Raw genomic sequence first — 15,201 nt, forward strand, 5'->3', positions numbered from 1 at the left:
CAACTGAACTACCACTCCGCATTTTCGTTTCTGTCTGAGTCTCCCCTGACAGCGGCGTGAATAATACGAACCAGCCTCTGCTTCGTCAAGGGCTTTTTTGTTTTTTTACAGGTTTTTTAGTCATCTGACATCGAAAGGTTTAAAATTCCACCTGATTTATCATTTTTTGAGCTACTTTCTGGTTCATCTGATTTTTGCTGTTCAGCTTTTTTTGACTCAACAGCTTTCTTTTTATTTAAAAAAGCTAAATTCAATTTAAGTTTTAATGGTTTGTTCTGCACAAAAACACGAATACATAACCAACCTATAAATAAAATGGCCAAATTTCCACCAACAATTAAACTAACCATTAATCCCGTGGCCATTACTTTTGGTTTTACAACTGGCACAGGAATAATTTCTGGTTCGCTAACACTGGCAACTGGAATTTCTGGAATCACTTCAATCGGTCTTTCTATTTCAAATAAATAGGTTGGCAATGTAGCCATAAACTCTCGGTCATTGATTGTTGAGCCAAAAACAGAGATTTCAATATTGTAGCGTCCCCAACCATAATCTTGTAAAGCCAGCTCTCTTGCTGTGGTGCTGTTGCTATCTAAGTAAAATACCTGCTCTTCGCCATTGGGGTAATAAATTTTACCTTGCATGATCACCGTTTCAGGTTTTAAAAGCTTATCATCAATATTGATGGTAATACGGTGATCTTCCCCCTCCTCAGTTGCTTCAATGGAGGTGAAGCTAAAAGGCGGCTCATGCACAACAATAGGTTCTTGAACCACCCGCCTCTCTAATACATCAGTGGTAATATAAAGCTCAGGGCGCCACTCGCCAGGTGTGAAATTTAAGGTAAACTCACCGGTAAAGACACCGTCTTTAGCGCTTTCATCGAACCCGTAGCCATCATCTTTGAATTCAGTTACTTGCTGTATGCCTGCACCAAAGTTTTCAAAGTTTTCATTATTGGTGCTCACAAAGCTTACATTAAGCGATACCGCATCTTTAAATAGGTTGGCGCGAATCGGCTCGCCATCATTTAAAATCTCACCAGTTACCTTTACAGTTTCACCCTGAAACAGAATTTTAGGCAGTGGGTCTACTTTTAGCGATAACTCACCAATAACAACAATGCGGCTTTCTGGCATTATTTGGCCAATAACTTGCCACGGCCCAGGCATGGGATTGCGAATAACCACTAAGTCATAATTTAATTCATCGTACCAATCAAGACTAGTGTTTCTCACCGCATTGGTTGCAAAGTATTTAGTACCATCGGGTCTTACTAAAATTACGGCAGGCGATCCTGTGCGTCTAAAAAATATTAATTTTATTTCATCAATTTTGTCATCAACACGAAAACGGTTATCCAGTAACGGGATTTCATTTTGTTTACCGCTGCCTTTTAACTCTTCAACTTGCTTTACGCTGTGTGCATCGGGGTGGAAACACACGGCAATTAAAAGCAGTGAAACTACTAATAGCGTTTTCATAATAATGCCCTATTCAGCGCGCCATAAACAATGGCCGCCCTCCTTTTGTACAATGTCTAAACGCGTTTGATGTGCGCTTTGCTCTGCATCGTTAGCTGCTATAACTACCAAAGGCGCCCTGTCGCTACTTAGGCGTCTAATACCGCCTTTTTGATCTTCACTTGAGTCATCTTTGTTTTGATTTAGGTTTAGCTTTACTTGTCCACCGGTCATTGCCAGGTAAACATCGGCTAAAATTTCAGAATCCAGTAAGGCGCCGTGTAATGTACGCTTAGTGTTATCAACATCATAGCGGCGACAAAGTGCATCAAGGTTGTTCTTCTGTCCTGGATGCAAGTCACGCGCCATTTTAAGGGTATCAAGCACGCCACAAAAACTATGGGTGTTTTGATAGCCTTGGTTTAATAACGCAAATTCATTATCCATATGGCCAATATCGAACGGCGCATTATGAATAACTAACTCAGCCCCTTTAATATAGTCAAAAAACTCTTGGGCAATGTCACGATAAAGCGGTTTGTCGCGTAAAAATTCATTAGTAATACCATGAACATCGATTGCTTCTTCTTCAATGCTGCGCTGCGGATTAATGTAAACGTGAAAATTATTGCCGGTTAACCGGCGATTCATAAGCTCCACACAGCCGATCTCAATGATACGATGCCCTTGTTTAGGGTCGATGCCGGTGGTTTCTGTATCTAAAACTATTTGTCTGCGTGCCATATCGAATTAAGCCTGACTCTGGTATCTTTCTATAATCACTTTATTGTACATAATATCAAGGTAAAACAGTGCAAAAAACCGTAGAGATTTACACCGATGGTTCGTGTTTAGGTAATCCAGGCCCCGGTGGTTATGGTATTTTTATGATTTATGAAGCCCATGAAAAAAAATTAAGCCAAGGTTATAAGCTTACAACCAACAACCGTATGGAAATGCTGGCAGCCATTGTGGCGCTAGAATCTCTTAATCGTGCCTGCCCTGTAACCCTGACTACCGATAGCCAATATGTTAAGCAGGGTATTGAGTCTTGGATCACCAATTGGAAAAAACGCGGTTGGCAAACCTCTGCTAAAAAACCGGTTAAAAATGTCGATTTATGGAAACGTCTCGACAAAGCCTGTGCCGAGCACAACGTTACCTGGAAATGGGTAAAAGGCCACAGTGGCCACAAATATAACGAAATTGTTGACGACCTTGCTCGTGATGCAGCCAGCAGCAACAATTTACTCGATGATGAAGGTTACCAACCGTAACCCTCTACATCATTCTATTTTTTATTTTGTTGATAATGCTGTTTTGAGGTTTGCCTAAGCCCTACCCCTTTTATTGGCGCAAATTGTGGGCGAGCATGCCACTTAGGTTTTATTGGCGTAAGTGGCGCAACACGCTTTCGTGCCACCAGCATATACACACTCCCCATAGGTTTTAAATATTGCTTGGTAAAGCTGCGCCAAAATGCGAACCGCGATAAGCGATTACCGCGTGCCAACGACGAATAAATAAAGCGCTCATCGGCCACAATTTCAAATCCAAGTAAATTTAGCCAATCTTTAACCCGTGCTGGTGTGAAAAATCGGCCTGTCCACGGTAATTTTTGACGGCTAAACGGCAGTAACTGCGCTAACCCACAAAAGCTAAACGGATTAAAACCCGTAATGGCGATATAACCGCCTGGAATAAGGGTTCGATGAGCCTCACGTAAAATATGATGTGGATCTGAGTGATATTCTAAACAATGGCTCATAATGCAAGCATCTATAGAGTGCTCATAAAAAGGCAGTTCGTCTATATCGGCAACCACCCCCGTGTATGGGCCAGGCTCTGCAACGCATACTTGATGCTTAATGGAGCTTTTGCTTGTATCTAGCTCAGCACTTAAATTACCTAATTTAAGCATATGATAGCCAAACATACGCGGTAACCACGGCGACAATTTGCGTTCTATATCACAACGTAAATAATCACCATGCGGAAACTGCTGCCAGGACAACGGTTTGGGACCTTCTTGAAAACTAAGGGCTGGTTTCATTATATAAGCTCGTTATAATATTAATTAAATACCACTTTATAGAGCAACGATACATGGTGCAAGTCAAAGCAATTAAAGCCTTTTCTGATAACTACATTTGGTGCTTAACCACCGAACAGAATAACCAAGCGTGGGTGGTTGACCCTGGGCAATCAGCACCAGTTTTAGAGCATTTAGCACAGCATAACTTAACCCTTGGCGGTATTTTAATTACCCATCATCATTATGATCATACCGATGGCGTAGCTCAATTAGTAAAGCAGTACCCAAACATTGCAGTTTATGGCCCTAGTAATAGCCCATTTGAGGGAATAACAATGCCTTTAAATGAAGGTGACACAATTAGCGTTTTAAACATTCCATTTGAAATTATAGCCACACCTGGGCACACCCTAGACCATATTTGTTATATTAATGATGCACTGGCCTTTACTGGCGACACCTTATTTAGTGGTGGTTGTGGGCGCTTATTTGAAGGCAGCCCAGAGCAAATGTGGCATTCATTTAATAAGTTGCGAGCATTGCCAAGTGATTGCAAAGTGTATTGCACCCACGAATACACCCAGGCAAACTTGGCCTTTGCAAAAGCGGTTGAGCCACGAAACCCCGAATTACTCGCTTACAGCCAGAAAGTAGATGAATTGCGAAAAAATGATGAAATAAGCTTGCCAAGCACCATAGGCCAAGAGCTTAAAGTTAACCCTTTTATGCGTAGTAATTTGCCCGATATTACAAAGTCATTACCAAAAGAGTATTGTTTAGTTACAAAAAACAATGAACCTTGGGAAAACTTTGCTAGTCTGAGGATGTTCAAAGATAATTTTTAAGCCAGTAACAAAAATAATTAACTGTTCATTTTAAATAACAATAAGTTAACACTTTCTAATTATATTTGTTTGGATTTTTAACGATGACAGGTGGCAATGTTGGCTCATAATGAGTAGTATTCGCCGAGTTTTTTACCCTATGTATTGGTATTTATGAATAAATCTCCTCTTTTATTGGTTTTAGCGATGACGCTAAGCGGTTGTCAAACATTGACAACATTAGACACAGATTCACAAAATCAAGTTCAAAACCAACTTGAAGGCGCCAGCCCAAATGATATTAGCACTGCATTAATGATTAATGCGCAATATCAACAAGTAAATGATATTGAAGAAGAAGCCCCTGTGTTTGACGATGTTTGGGAGCGTATTCGTTACCAATTATCTATTGATATTCCACAAAATCGCCCAGTGGTCGCTGAGCGTAATTATTATGCACGTCATCAGGCATACCTAGATCGCATTTCTAAACGTGCTGAGCCGTATTTACATTTTATTGTTGAAGAAATTGAAAAGCGTGAAATGCCCATCGAAATTGCACTTTTACCCATTGTAGAAAGTGCGTTCGACCCTTATGGCTATTCGCACCGTACTGCATCGGGTATTTGGCAGTTTATGCCCGCAACCGGCGAGCGTTTCGATTTAAAACAAAACTGGTGGTATGACGGTCGTCGCGATATTGTGCAGTCTACTCGCGCTGCACTTGATTATCTCTCGTACTTACACAAAACCCTTGAAGGTGATTGGCTGAACGCAATTGCCGCCTATAACTCAGGTGAAGGCCGCTTGCTGCGTGCGATTAAAAAGAATCGTAAAAAGCATTTACCTACCGACTTTTGGTCACTAGATTTACCTCGTGAAACCACCGCCTACGTGCCTAAATTATTAGCTTTAGCTGATTTACTAAAACGTGCAGATGAGTTTAAAGTGTCGTGGAAGCCAATAATTAACGCACAAGTAGTCGAAGTGGTTAATATTGAGTCACAAATAGATTTAGCACTGGCTGCGGATATGGCCGATATGACCCTTACCGAACTATATCGATTAAATCCAGGATTTAACCGCTGGGCAACCGATCCTGATGGCCCACACTTTTTATTACTTCCTACCGATAAAGTAGAACAATTCACTGAAAAGCTTACCGCTACAGCGATTAAAAACCGTCTTCGTTGGCAGCAATATAAGGTCAAACGTGGCGATAGCTTGTCGGTGATTGCAGATAAATTTACCACTAGTATCAGCGCGATTAAGTCATTAAATAAGCTTAACTCAAACGTAATTCGTGTGGGTCAACAAATTTTAGTACCACTCACTGATGGTAAAATTAACAGTGAACATTTGCCTCAGCAAGTACGTGCGGCCGCTAATAAAAGTTTACGCACTAAACTTTCTCATACGGTAAAAAGTGGCGATACCCTATGGGATATTAGCCGCGAATACGATGTAACTATGAGTGAATTAGCTAAGTGGAATAAGCTGAAAAAAAATGCAGTACTGCGTTTAAATCAAAAATTGGTAGTTTATAAGTCAGCTAGCCAGCCTAAAAAGTCAACGAGTAATACTAATCGTACTATTACCTACAAAGTGCGCCGAGGCGATTCTTTAGCGCGTATAGCGTCTAAGTTTAATTTAACAGTGAGCGATATTATTAAATGGAATAACCTTGCCGGACAAAAATACTTACAGCCAGGACAAAAGCTTAAATTAAAAGTAGATGTAAGAAGTAGCTGATCCTTATTGTAAAAAACTGTTAAATAAAAAAAGAGCGCATGCGCTCTTTTTTTATGCCTGCTATAAACCTTAGCCTACAATGCATAAAGGCTGTGCTGTTTGCCATGCACCGCGAGTAAAATCGGGAATATCGATTGAGCGGCTACGCTCACTCACAGACAGGGCTGATAACGGTGAAATAACCGACCATGCTGCGCCATCGTAAACGTCCTGATCCAGCGGTTCGCCATTTCTTAGGCAATAAATCATTCGCCAAAACATTAAAAAGTCCATGCCCCCGTGGCCGCCATTGCGCTGTGCTTCTTCACCCATTTTAATCCATAGGGGATGGTCGTACTGCTCATACCATGCGCTCATATCATAATCCCACTCATGAAAGCTTGTTGATCCGCCATTTTCAAGCGCAATACGATTAGGGAAACCGGCAAACACCCCATTCGTCCCTTGGATTAAATTATGTCGAGAGTATGGCCGAGGGGTTGTTGTATCGTGCTGTACCATAATACTGCGCCCCTTGAGAGTTTTAATCAGTGTCGTGTTCATATCACCGGCAATATAATTAAGCTGATTTCGGGAATGATCCGCTGCAAATTCACGTTGTGCATAGGCACTTCTACCCAGCGAAGGTGAGCTCATTGAGGTTAAAAAATCAAACCTATCGCCACGGTTTATATTCATATATTGCGATACAGGGCCTAATCCATGGGTCGGGTATAAGTTACCATCACGTTTTGCATGCCATTGCGTTCGCCATGAGCCTGTTTTGTGCTCAAGCTCTTTCATTTGCCAACGAAGCTCATGAATATAGGCCGCTTCGCCATGTAACAGCTCCCCAAATACACCTTGGCGCACCATGTTTAATACCATTAACTCGTCGCGACCGTAATTCACATTTTCCATCATCATGCAATTTTTTTGAGTACGTTCGGCGGTATCTACAATCTGCCACATTTCGTCAACAGTCAGTGCCAAGGGCACTTCAACAAAAGCATGTTTTGCGCTGTTCATAGTATCGATAGCCATAGGTGCATGCCATGCCCAAGGAGTAGAAATAATGACTATATCTATGTCTTGTCGTTCAAAGCATTTGTTGATAGGCCCGCTCACTGCCAGTATATAACGCCGGCTTAGCTATCCCTTTATCAACTAAATAATTGGCAGCTCGCTCTAGCACCTCAGTGTGCGTGTCACAAATAGCGACTATTTGCGCACCTTCAATATGGCTCATGCGCTTTACATGTCCATAACCGCGCTGACCCACACCAATAAAGCCCACTCTAACCACATCCATTTTAGGCGCGACTAAACCAATAACGCTGCGCCCTTGCTGTTTTGGTGCGCTTGCATTAGCACTTCCACTTGATGCACAACCACTCACTACACCGGCAGCTGCGGCAACACTGGCTGCTTTTAAAAAGTCTCGACGATTAAATTGCTTCATTGCTTTATCCCTTTTGTTATTGTTTTAACTTACCTAAAGGCGATGAACGGGTAAATAGGTGAAGAGGTAAGCGACATAAAAATAAGGTTAAAAGAGATAAAAATTCGCATTTAACGGTTACTTGGGGTTATAGTCGAAAAAATTATTATTTTAAGTAGTTATGTCTTATATAAAAATCACTGCACTTTTTTTAGCTATTGCACTAACGGGTTGCTCTGAGCCTACAACTCCAGCTTCATCTCTTGAAAACAGCTCAGGCGTTAGTTTAAACAATCTTAAGCAGCATATTAAAACCTTAGCATCAGATGACTTTGAAGGACGCGGCCCGCTTACCTTAGGTGAAGTTAAAACCGTTGGTTATTTAAGTGAGCAATACCAAGCTATGGGGTTGTCTGGCGCGTATCAAGGGAAATATTTACAGCCAGTTAAAATGGCCATGCTAACTGCAGATCAAAAAATGCAATTAACTATGGGAGAGCTTAGCTTTACTGCAGGTAAAGACTTCACCGCCCGTACAAAGCAGTTACAGCCGATTATTGATGTCCGCAATAGCGATATTGTGTTTGTTGGTTATGGAATTAACGCGCCAGAATATAACTGGAACGACTATGCCAATGTTGATGTAACCGATAAAACCGTTATTGTGCTGGTGAACGATCCGGGCTTTGCCACCCAAGACGATACACTATTTACAGGCAATGCCATGACCTACTATGGCCGCTGGACTTATAAATATGAAGAAGCCGCGCGCCAAGGTGCAAAAGCGGTATTTATTGTTCATGAAACAGCCCCTGCCGCATACCCTTGGGGCGTGGTTGAAAGCTCAAACACGGGCACCGAGTATAGCTTAATGGACAACAGCCTTAATGCATCTGAACTGCCGGTTATGGGCTGGTTAACACTTAATGCGGCTGAACAAGTATTCGCATCGGCAAACTTAAATTATCAACAATTAAAGCAACACGCATTAAGTAAGCAATTTCAAGCCAAGGAATTGAACTTAAAGGCGAACCTTGCATTTAAAAATGAAGTGTCACACGCTAAATCACATAATGTGGTTGCACAAATTACAGGCAGTGAAACCCCTGACGAATACGTTATTATTAGTGCCCATTGGGACCATTTTGGTACTAAACAAACCGACAGTGGACCTAAAATTTATAATGGCGCAGTCGATAATGCTTCAGGCACCGCAACAACACTTGGAATAGCTCGCATTATGAGCAAGATGCATCAGCAAAAGCCATTTAAACGCTCAATCCTGTTTGCTAACTTTACTGCCGAAGAAACAGGTCTAATTGGCTCAGAAGAATTTGCCAATGGGAACATGATTGCCACCAAAAAAATGGTCGGATTATTAAATATCGATGGTATGAACGTGCTCGATGAAACCGATTATATTTTGCAATACGGTAGCAACTTATCCGAAATGGAGCATTACTTAGCAAGCGCGGCTAAAGCACAAGGACGCGTGGTAAAAATGGATCCTCGCCCACAAAATGGATTGTTTTTTAGATCAGATCATTTCTCACTCGCTAAACAAGGCGTGCCAAGTTTACTGTTTATGAGCTTAGGTGATACCGACCCTGACTACATCAGTCATAAATACCATAAAGAAGCCGACGACTATTCAGATACATGGTCATTAGCTGGTGCAAAACAAGATATCGAGCTGGTTATAGATATAGCCAGACAACTTGCCAATAATGGCGATTGGCCTAAGTGGACAAGCGAGTCTGATTTTAAAGCCAAACGTTTAGAAGATAAGTAAATAAAAAAGCAGCCGAGAAATTACTCGGCTGCTTTTATCTGTATCGTTAAAGATTGTGCATGTTTGTTACTGAACTTTAGCAAATTCTTGCTTAGATAATTCACCATTCCCGTCAGTATCTAAGTCATCAAATAATTTAGCTAATTGTGAATTAGCTTGTGCTTCAGACTGGCTAATAACGCCGTCGCCATCAGAATCAAAAGAATCAAAGTCAACCGCAGCAAAAGCGGCAGAAGACGAAGCAAGTGCAATTAAAGCAAGCGTTTTAGTAAATGTTTTCATAATAAATCCTTAGCTTAATAAAAAAGTGGGTAAGAAATCCTTTTCAAAGATCCTTAGGGAATTATAAAGTTAGTATGCTGAAAATTCGTCTTTAGAAAGTTCACCATTGCCATCTACGTCCAGCTCTGCAAACTGCTCCATAAGTTCGGCCGCAACCGATGCTTCAGCTTGGCTAATTGCGCCACTACCATCTACATCAAGAGTTTCAAAGTCTGTGCTGGCAAATACTGCAGATGAAGAAGCAAGTGCCATAAGTACAAGAGTTGACTGTAATTTTTTCATAATATTAATCCTTCAAAGTATGCAATGTTTGGGTATAAATTAATTAACTCAACGCTACAACCGTACATCCTAGTTATTCTCTTTCATAGGCTCCCTTGCCTATTTAGGTTGTCTTTGGCAACTCAGAATATGTAATAGCGTTGAGCATTGGCCTTTTAAGCCTTAGAAAATTCTGCTTTAGAAAGCTCGCCGTTTTTATCCGTATCAAGCTCTGTAAACTTACTCATAAGTGAAGCGTCTACTGATGCTTCAGCTTGGCTTATTGCGCCATTACCATCCACATCCAGTGTGTCAAAATCTGTTGCAGCAAACGCCACAGATGAAGAAGCAAGTGCCATTAATACCAGTGTTGATTTAAATGTTGTCATAACGTAATTCCTTCATTGGGTTGTAAGGTTAAGCGTTAAGCTTAATCACTTTTTGCTAAATACAGCTTAGGTATTACAACTTCGATGCCATGTTTAATTTTTTATTTATAAACAATAAGTTAAAAATAAAAATGTGATTTTTACTTAAAAATGCCCAACATTTTGTTGCTCTTTTGCAACAGCTACTTTTAACTAAAAAAATACCCATTAAAATTCAACAAGTTAAATCATCTAAAAAAGACACACCTATCTTCAATTCAAAATAAAACAATAAAACTGAGTCGCTATAGAGATAAATCGCCACTGAACAAATTAACAACGCGAAATTAAACAGGTTAAATTAAATAGATAACAAATTGAAAATAAACAACTTAAATTGATTTGTAGAAAAATATAAATTAATTTTTTTAACGGGGAGAGAAAAAGCAAGGATTTGTCGCCGTATGGCGAATAAATACTTAAAGCAATGAATGAATCTCGTGCGGGATACTAATTTGATATCACTCATACCCACTTATTTGGGCATGAGTACAAGCGGTCACTTCCAGCCTTGGCGCCACCTTTGTTCATCTTTTAAATCGCGCCACTGAATAGGATATTGATTTTTTGACATCACCGCTTCAGTGATACATTCAATCACATTAGCGTCTTCATCAAATTCTACCTCAACAATAATAAAGTGCTTTTCTTTATTAATAGCTGGGATGGCAGTCCATTTACTATTTAGCAGTTTTTTAGGGTTTAATTTATTCATACTACACCTTTTATGTTTTCTGCTTGATAATACGCATCAGTGATACGTTTAGTTTTATTAAAAAACCAAAAACTTTCCTTTAAACATTTGTATTTAGCAATGAAAAGCATATTCTCCAGCATCAAGCGAAAGTAATTCAATAGCCGCATTTTCACCTATACTTGGCGTTTCACGAGTTCAAGCGGGGGAAAATCACTGTTTCAGCGCAAGGAGAACCGTCTTGTCGATTCAGGGTCAGAGGCCTGTTCGCTGCTACCTTAATATACGCTGGATAATTAATACACCCCGTTACCCACAGTAATGGCTATTTGATTGCTATGACTGTTTACTTCGGCTCATACAACCAAAACCAATAAATAATAGCGACAATAAGTAAAACGCCTAATAAATTAATTAATAGCATAATTAAATCCCCTATAAATAAAGTTACGAGTTACTGGCTTTAAAATAACGTAATCGGTTTGCATTAGTGACTACAGTAAGCGATGATAAAGCCATTGCCGCGCCAGCTACGACTGGGTTTAGTAGTAAACCAAAAAACGGATACAACAGCCCTGCAGCAATCGGAATACCCGCAATGTTATAAATAAACGCCCCAAACAAATTTTGTTTAATATTAGTTATGGTTGCGCCACTAATTGCAATGGCATCTGCAAGACCATGAAGTGAGCCTCGCATCAGCGTTATATCCGCACTTTCAATAGCTACATCTGTACCAGTGCCAATGGCAAATCCAACATCGGCTTGTGCCAACGCTGGCGCATCATTTATACCATCGCCAGTCATGCCCACAATTTCACCTTGAGATTGGCGCTTAGTCACTTCACCGGCTTTATCATCTGGCATTACTTGCGCTATAAAGTCTGTAATACCGACTTTGCTGGCAACGGCTTTAGCGGTCGCTTGGTTATCGCCTGTCAGCATAACCACATGAATACCATTATTTTGTAAGCGTTTAATGGCCTCAGCTGAGTCTTCTTTTATTGGGTCAGCAACTGCGATTATGGCATGTAATTGATTGCCAATAGCAAAGTACATCGGCGTTTTAGCAGCGTTGGCAAGCTGCTCGGCTTGAGGTATTGCCTCTGCAATATCTATATTGTGGCTTTTCATCAGTGCCTGATTGCCAAACAATAGGCTTTGCTCATTAATGGTACCGGTCACACCTTGCCCAGTGATAGCATTAAAATTACTGACTTTTTCAAGGGTAATATTTTGGTTTTTAGCATAATTAACAATGGCTTCGGCTAATGGATGCTCAGAACTACTTTCAAGACTAGCTGCTAACTTTAGCACCTCTGTACTGTCGCATTGGTTGAACGTAACCACATCGGTTACGGTTGGCTTACCTGCGGTTATAGTGCCTGTTTTGTCTAAGATCATGGTGGTGATTTTAGCTGTTGTTTGTAGCGCTTCACCGTTACGAATAAGTATACCCGACTGAGCAGCTTTACCTATGCCGACCATAATTGACATCGGTGTAGCTAAGCCAAGTGCACACGGGCAAGCAATAATTAAAACTGTGGTTATTGCAACAACCGCATAAGCAATACTCGGCTGTGGGCCAAAGTTAAGCCATGCTAAGCCTGCTAGCACCGCAATAATCATCACTGTGGGTACAAATATGCCTGAAATAACATCAGCTAAGCGTCCAATTGAGGGTTTAGAGTTTTGTGCACGTTTAACCATATTAATAATATTCGCTAAGGTGGTTTCGCTGCCTATATGGGTTGCTTTAAACAACAAAGTACCACTTTTATTAATACTGCCAGCAACAACCTTGTCACCCTCACCTTTATTAACCGGCATCGGTTCACCAGTGAGCATTGATTCATCTAGTGTACTGCTGCCTTCAATAACATCTCCATCGACTGAAATTTTCTCTCCAGGGCGGACACGAATCAAGTCATCTTTAATAACTTGGCTTATAGCTACATCTTGCTCTTGGTTATCTCGGATCACCCGTGCCGTTTTAGGTTGTAAACCAATTAAGCGTTTAATAGCCTCAGAGGTACGCCCTCGCGCCTTTACTTCAAAAGCTAAGCCAAGACTAATTAAGCCTATGATCATTGCTGAGGCTTCAAAATAAACGTGCCTAGCCACCTCTGGTAATAGACTTGGCATGCTCACCACCACCATTGAATATAGCCAGGCTGTTCCCGTACCAAGCGCAATCAAGGTATCCATATTAGCCGTATGATTTTTAAATGACTGCCATGCGCCAGTATAAAATTGCTTACCCGACACAATCATTACGACCAATGTCATCATTCCAACAATAAACCAGCCAATACGCTGGGCATTGCTAGTGACACTCATATCAAAAATTAAACCGTAAAGCATTAATGGCGCACCCAAACCCAATGCCAATAGCATATTGCGCATGAGCTTTTTATAGTGCGTGTTATCAGCTTCGGCTTTTTCATCTAGGGCGTCTTGTTGAGAATCACTATTCATAGGTTTAGCTTGATAGCCAATATCAGCGACAGCGTGCATTAGCTGCTCAGCCTTAGCCGAACCTTCTACTTGCACAGTTCGATCGGCAAAGTTCATTTCAACGCGCTGCGCACCCTTTACATTTTTCAGTGCTTTCTCTATTTTAGCCACGCAACTGCCACAATTTGCGCCTTCAATCATAAAGTTTTGAGTGGTGGATTGATTACTCATAACGCTTCCTTAGTATTTTTAACTTCAGAGATTGGATCAACAAAGGTCTCTATTAAGCTACATATATCTGCACTTACAGCCCCATCAGGCGATTTATCCCACTGTTTAACCGCTGCTTGCATTCGCGTGCGTAATTTAAGTGTTTCTTGAAAGTGCTGCTCTGTTTCCTCTAGTCGCTTTGCTATTAATTGTCGTGTGAGCGGACAAGGGCACTGCCCTTGCTCCGACTGTGCAATAATTTGTTGAATATCTTTTATTGAGAAACCGAGTTGACGCGCACTAATGATAAACTTTAAACGTTGCTGATCGGCTGCGGTATACACTTGATAACCATTGCGCTCACCACGAATAGGATTAAGCAGCTTTATTCGCGTGTAATGACGAACTGTGTCTTGGGTCACGCCCATAGTATTGGCTAATTGCTTTACGTACATCATTAAACCTCTGGCTGGCTATGTAATGACAACATAATAAACCTATGTGTAACACATAGGTCAACAATTAATTAAGCATATGGCTGGGAGTGCGAAAGAAAGTTAAGATAAGAGCAGCCACAATATGTGACTGCTAAATTTGAGAGTTACTATAGTGCTTAGTTTGCTTTGCTTCGAGATTGCTTAAGTGCTTCACCAAGCTCACCCGCAATTGCTTGAATTTCAGGCATAGCGTCTTGTACTAAGGCTTGTGACATTTGCATTGATTCTTGCATTACTTGTGGCATTTTCTTCAAAATAGCCTGCCCTGACTCTGTCTTATAAAAAGCTAACATGTCGCTAATTTCTTGTTCAGTAAATTGTTTATCGTAGAGGTTAATCATCATCGGCTGCATTTTTTGCCAGCTCATTTTTGTTTTTAATACCTCGGTCATATCAGCATAATATTTGTCGAAAATTGCTTTCTCATCTGGCTTTACGCCCATTTGCACTGACATATTTTGCATCATGCCCTCAACTTGCGTATACATGGAGTCAACCATGGCATCCATGTTCATCACTTCTACCAGCTCATCAATTTTTTGCTGTTTGGCAGTTTGCGCTGCAAGGTTAGTTGAAAAAATTAAAAGTGAAAGCAGTATTACCTTACCCATATTAATATCCTTTTTGTATTTGAATTAGCGTCATAATCACATGTTCAACAAGTGTTGTAAATGGGGACAACTAAAAAACGAAAAAGCCGAATAACAGGTGTTTATTCGGCTTTTAATCGTTTATTACCAGAACTAATCTTTTTCGATATTATCGAGCCCTTTCGTTCCCTCTTTAGCTTTAAGCTTATGATGAATAGCGGTTTTAATCAGCATATAGCCACTAATAGGTGCAGTGATTAATAGAAATATAGTGATTAATATTTCTTTTACACTTAAGCCACTGACTGAGTTAGCAAAAAATACCATAGCAGCGGTAAGTATACTCGCCATACCTAAAGTGGTGGCTTTTGTTGGCCCATGTAAACGCATAAAAAAATCAGGTAATTTAATTAAACCAATTGAGCCAATTAAAATAAATAACCCACCTAACAGCAGCAATATTGATACGATCCATTCACTTATCATTTTAATA

15 protein-coding genes and 2 pseudogenes are annotated in these 15,201 nt (G+C 40.6%); 4 read left to right on the top strand and 13 right to left on the bottom strand.

Translation table 11 applies throughout. The annotated features are described in order from the left end of the window. Positions 1 to 116: 116 nt before the first annotated feature. Both CWB76_RS06025 and dnaQ read right to left on the bottom strand, forming a co-directional pair. Complete coding sequence (locus CWB76_RS06025; RefSeq protein WP_138606192.1) at positions 117 to 1,487, bottom strand: TIGR03503 family protein; 1,371 nt, start codon at positions 1,485 to 1,487, stop codon at positions 117 to 119. 9 nt (positions 1,488 to 1,496) lie between these two features. Beyond that, positions 1,497 to 2,210, bottom strand: a complete 714-nt coding sequence (gene dnaQ / locus CWB76_RS06030) for a DNA polymerase III subunit epsilon (RefSeq protein ID WP_010391424.1) — start codon at positions 2,208 to 2,210, stop codon at positions 1,497 to 1,499. A gap of 68 nt (positions 2,211 to 2,278) precedes the next feature. On the opposite strand from dnaQ, the gene rnhA reads away from it, so the two are divergent. After that, positions 2,279 to 2,743 (top strand): ribonuclease HI, encoded by a 465-nt coding sequence (gene rnhA / locus CWB76_RS06035; protein ID WP_138606194.1) that lies wholly within the window; start codon positions 2,279 to 2,281, stop codon positions 2,741 to 2,743. Between the two features lie 14 nt (positions 2,744 to 2,757). Here the strand turns inward: rnhA and CWB76_RS06040 are convergent, their stop codons facing one another. Then, positions 2,758 to 3,519: a class I SAM-dependent methyltransferase gene (locus tag CWB76_RS06040; RefSeq protein WP_138606196.1), complete on the bottom strand. Its 762-nt coding sequence runs from the start codon at positions 3,517 to 3,519 to the stop codon at positions 2,758 to 2,760. Positions 3,520 to 3,572: 53 nt separating this feature from the next. Here CWB76_RS06040 and gloB point away from each other — a divergent pair, with 53 nt between their 5' ends. Both gloB and CWB76_RS06050 read left to right on the top strand, forming a co-directional pair. Then, positions 3,573 to 4,346, top strand: a complete 774-nt coding sequence (gene gloB, locus CWB76_RS06045) for a hydroxyacylglutathione hydrolase (RefSeq protein ID WP_138606198.1) — start codon at positions 3,573 to 3,575, stop codon at positions 4,344 to 4,346. A 153-nt stretch (positions 4,347 to 4,499) separates the two neighbouring features. Then, positions 4,500 to 6,077, top strand: coding sequence for a LysM peptidoglycan-binding domain-containing protein (locus CWB76_RS06050; RefSeq protein ID WP_041709094.1), 1,578 nt, complete (start codon positions 4,500 to 4,502; stop codon positions 6,075 to 6,077). A gap of 69 nt (positions 6,078 to 6,146) precedes the next feature. On the opposite strand, the pseudogene CWB76_RS06055 reads toward CWB76_RS06050, so the two are convergent. After that, positions 6,147 to 7,518 (bottom strand): annotated as a pseudogene (locus CWB76_RS06055) (Gfo/Idh/MocA family protein). A 160-nt stretch (positions 7,519 to 7,678) separates the two neighbouring features. Here CWB76_RS06055 and CWB76_RS06060 point away from each other — a divergent pair. Further along, the gene (locus tag CWB76_RS06060; RefSeq protein WP_138606200.1) at positions 7,679 to 9,289 is read left to right on the top strand and encodes a M28 family metallopeptidase; all 1,611 of its coding nucleotides are present in this window, start codon (positions 7,679 to 7,681) and stop codon (positions 9,287 to 9,289) included. 66 nt (positions 9,290 to 9,355) lie between these two features. Here CWB76_RS06060 and CWB76_RS06065 read toward each other — a convergent pair whose 3' ends face one another. The 9 genes and pseudogenes from CWB76_RS06065 to CWB76_RS06105 all read right to left on the bottom strand — a co-directional run bounded on the left by CWB76_RS06065 (position 9,356) and on the right by CWB76_RS06105 (position 15,194). Next, complete coding sequence (locus CWB76_RS06065; protein ID WP_010391416.1) at positions 9,356 to 9,571, bottom strand: EF-hand domain-containing protein; 216 nt, start codon at positions 9,569 to 9,571, stop codon at positions 9,356 to 9,358. A gap of 69 nt (positions 9,572 to 9,640) precedes the next feature. Further along, entirely contained in the window at positions 9,641 to 9,853 is a 213-nt protein-coding gene (locus tag CWB76_RS06070; RefSeq protein ID WP_010391414.1) for an EF-hand domain-containing protein, read from the bottom strand. Positions 9,854 to 10,008: 155 nt separating this feature from the next. Then, positions 10,009 to 10,221 (bottom strand): EF-hand domain-containing protein, encoded by a 213-nt coding sequence (locus CWB76_RS06075; RefSeq protein WP_010391413.1) that lies wholly within the window; start codon positions 10,219 to 10,221, stop codon positions 10,009 to 10,011. 538 nt (positions 10,222 to 10,759) lie between these two features. After that, positions 10,760 to 10,975, bottom strand: a complete 216-nt coding sequence (locus tag CWB76_RS06080) for a TIGR02450 family Trp-rich protein (RefSeq protein ID WP_010391412.1) — start codon at positions 10,973 to 10,975, stop codon at positions 10,760 to 10,762. A gap of 93 nt (positions 10,976 to 11,068) precedes the next feature. Then, a pseudogene (locus CWB76_RS20560) lies at positions 11,069 to 11,378 on the bottom strand (cupredoxin domain-containing protein). Positions 11,379 to 11,401: 23 nt separating this feature from the next. Then, a complete protein-coding gene (locus CWB76_RS06090; protein ID WP_138606201.1) occupies positions 11,402 to 13,642 on the bottom strand; it encodes a heavy metal translocating P-type ATPase in 2,241 nt (746 codons plus the stop codon). Next, the gene (locus tag CWB76_RS06095) at positions 13,639 to 14,076 is read right to left on the bottom strand and encodes a MerR family transcriptional regulator (protein WP_138596719.1); all 438 of its coding nucleotides are present in this window, start codon (positions 14,074 to 14,076) and stop codon (positions 13,639 to 13,641) included. The genes CWB76_RS06090 and CWB76_RS06095 overlap by 4 nt, the downstream gene beginning before the upstream one ends. Positions 14,077 to 14,234: 158 nt before the next feature. After that, entirely contained in the window at positions 14,235 to 14,729 is a 495-nt protein-coding gene (locus CWB76_RS06100) for a DUF2059 domain-containing protein (protein WP_138606203.1), read from the bottom strand. A gap of 132 nt (positions 14,730 to 14,861) precedes the next feature. Next, entirely contained in the window at positions 14,862 to 15,194 is a 333-nt protein-coding gene (locus CWB76_RS06105; RefSeq protein ID WP_008114566.1) for a Na+/H+ antiporter subunit G, read from the bottom strand. Positions 15,195 to 15,201 lie beyond the last annotated feature (7 nt).

This window comes from Pseudoalteromonas sp. S1609, from assembly GCF_005887255.1.
Lineage (GTDB): Bacteria > Pseudomonadota > Gammaproteobacteria > Enterobacterales > Alteromonadaceae > Pseudoalteromonas.

What these genes read in the sequence shown, in the direction of transcription:
- CWB76_RS06025 (WP_138606192.1), bottom strand. Translation starts at nt 1,487, where the DNA reads ATGAAAACGCTATTAGTAGTTTCACTGCTTTTAATTGCCGTGTGTTTC.
- dnaQ (WP_010391424.1), bottom strand. Translation starts at nt 2,210, where the DNA reads ATGGCACGCAGACAAATAGTTTTAGATACAGAAACCACCGGCATCGAC.
- CWB76_RS06040 (WP_138606196.1), bottom strand. Translation starts at nt 3,519, where the DNA reads ATGAAACCAGCCCTTAGTTTTCAAGAAGGTCCCAAACCGTTGTCCTGG.
- gloB (WP_138606198.1), top strand. Translation starts at nt 3,573, where the DNA reads ATGGTGCAAGTCAAAGCAATTAAAGCCTTTTCTGATAACTACATTTGG.
- CWB76_RS06050 (WP_041709094.1), top strand. Translation starts at nt 4,500, where the DNA reads ATGAATAAATCTCCTCTTTTATTGGTTTTAGCGATGACGCTAAGCGGT.
- CWB76_RS06060 (WP_138606200.1), top strand. Translation starts at nt 7,679, where the DNA reads ATGTCTTATATAAAAATCACTGCACTTTTTTTAGCTATTGCACTAACG.
- CWB76_RS06065 (WP_010391416.1), bottom strand. Translation starts at nt 9,571, where the DNA reads ATGAAAACATTTACTAAAACGCTTGCTTTAATTGCACTTGCTTCGTCT.
- CWB76_RS06070 (WP_010391414.1), bottom strand. Translation starts at nt 9,853, where the DNA reads ATGAAAAAATTACAGTCAACTCTTGTACTTATGGCACTTGCTTCTTCA.
- CWB76_RS06075 (WP_010391413.1), bottom strand. Translation starts at nt 10,221, where the DNA reads ATGACAACATTTAAATCAACACTGGTATTAATGGCACTTGCTTCTTCA.
- CWB76_RS06080 (WP_010391412.1), bottom strand. Translation starts at nt 10,975, where the DNA reads ATGAATAAATTAAACCCTAAAAAACTGCTAAATAGTAAATGGACTGCC.
- CWB76_RS06090 (WP_138606201.1), bottom strand. Translation starts at nt 13,642, where the DNA reads ATGAGTAATCAATCCACCACTCAAAACTTTATGATTGAAGGCGCAAAT.
- CWB76_RS06095 (WP_138596719.1), bottom strand. Translation starts at nt 14,076, where the DNA reads ATGTACGTAAAGCAATTAGCCAATACTATGGGCGTGACCCAAGACACA.
- CWB76_RS06100 (WP_138606203.1), bottom strand. Translation starts at nt 14,729, where the DNA reads ATGGGTAAGGTAATACTGCTTTCACTTTTAATTTTTTCAACTAACCTT.
- CWB76_RS06105 (WP_008114566.1), bottom strand. Translation starts at nt 15,194, where the DNA reads ATGATAAGTGAATGGATCGTATCAATATTGCTGCTGTTAGGTGGGTTA.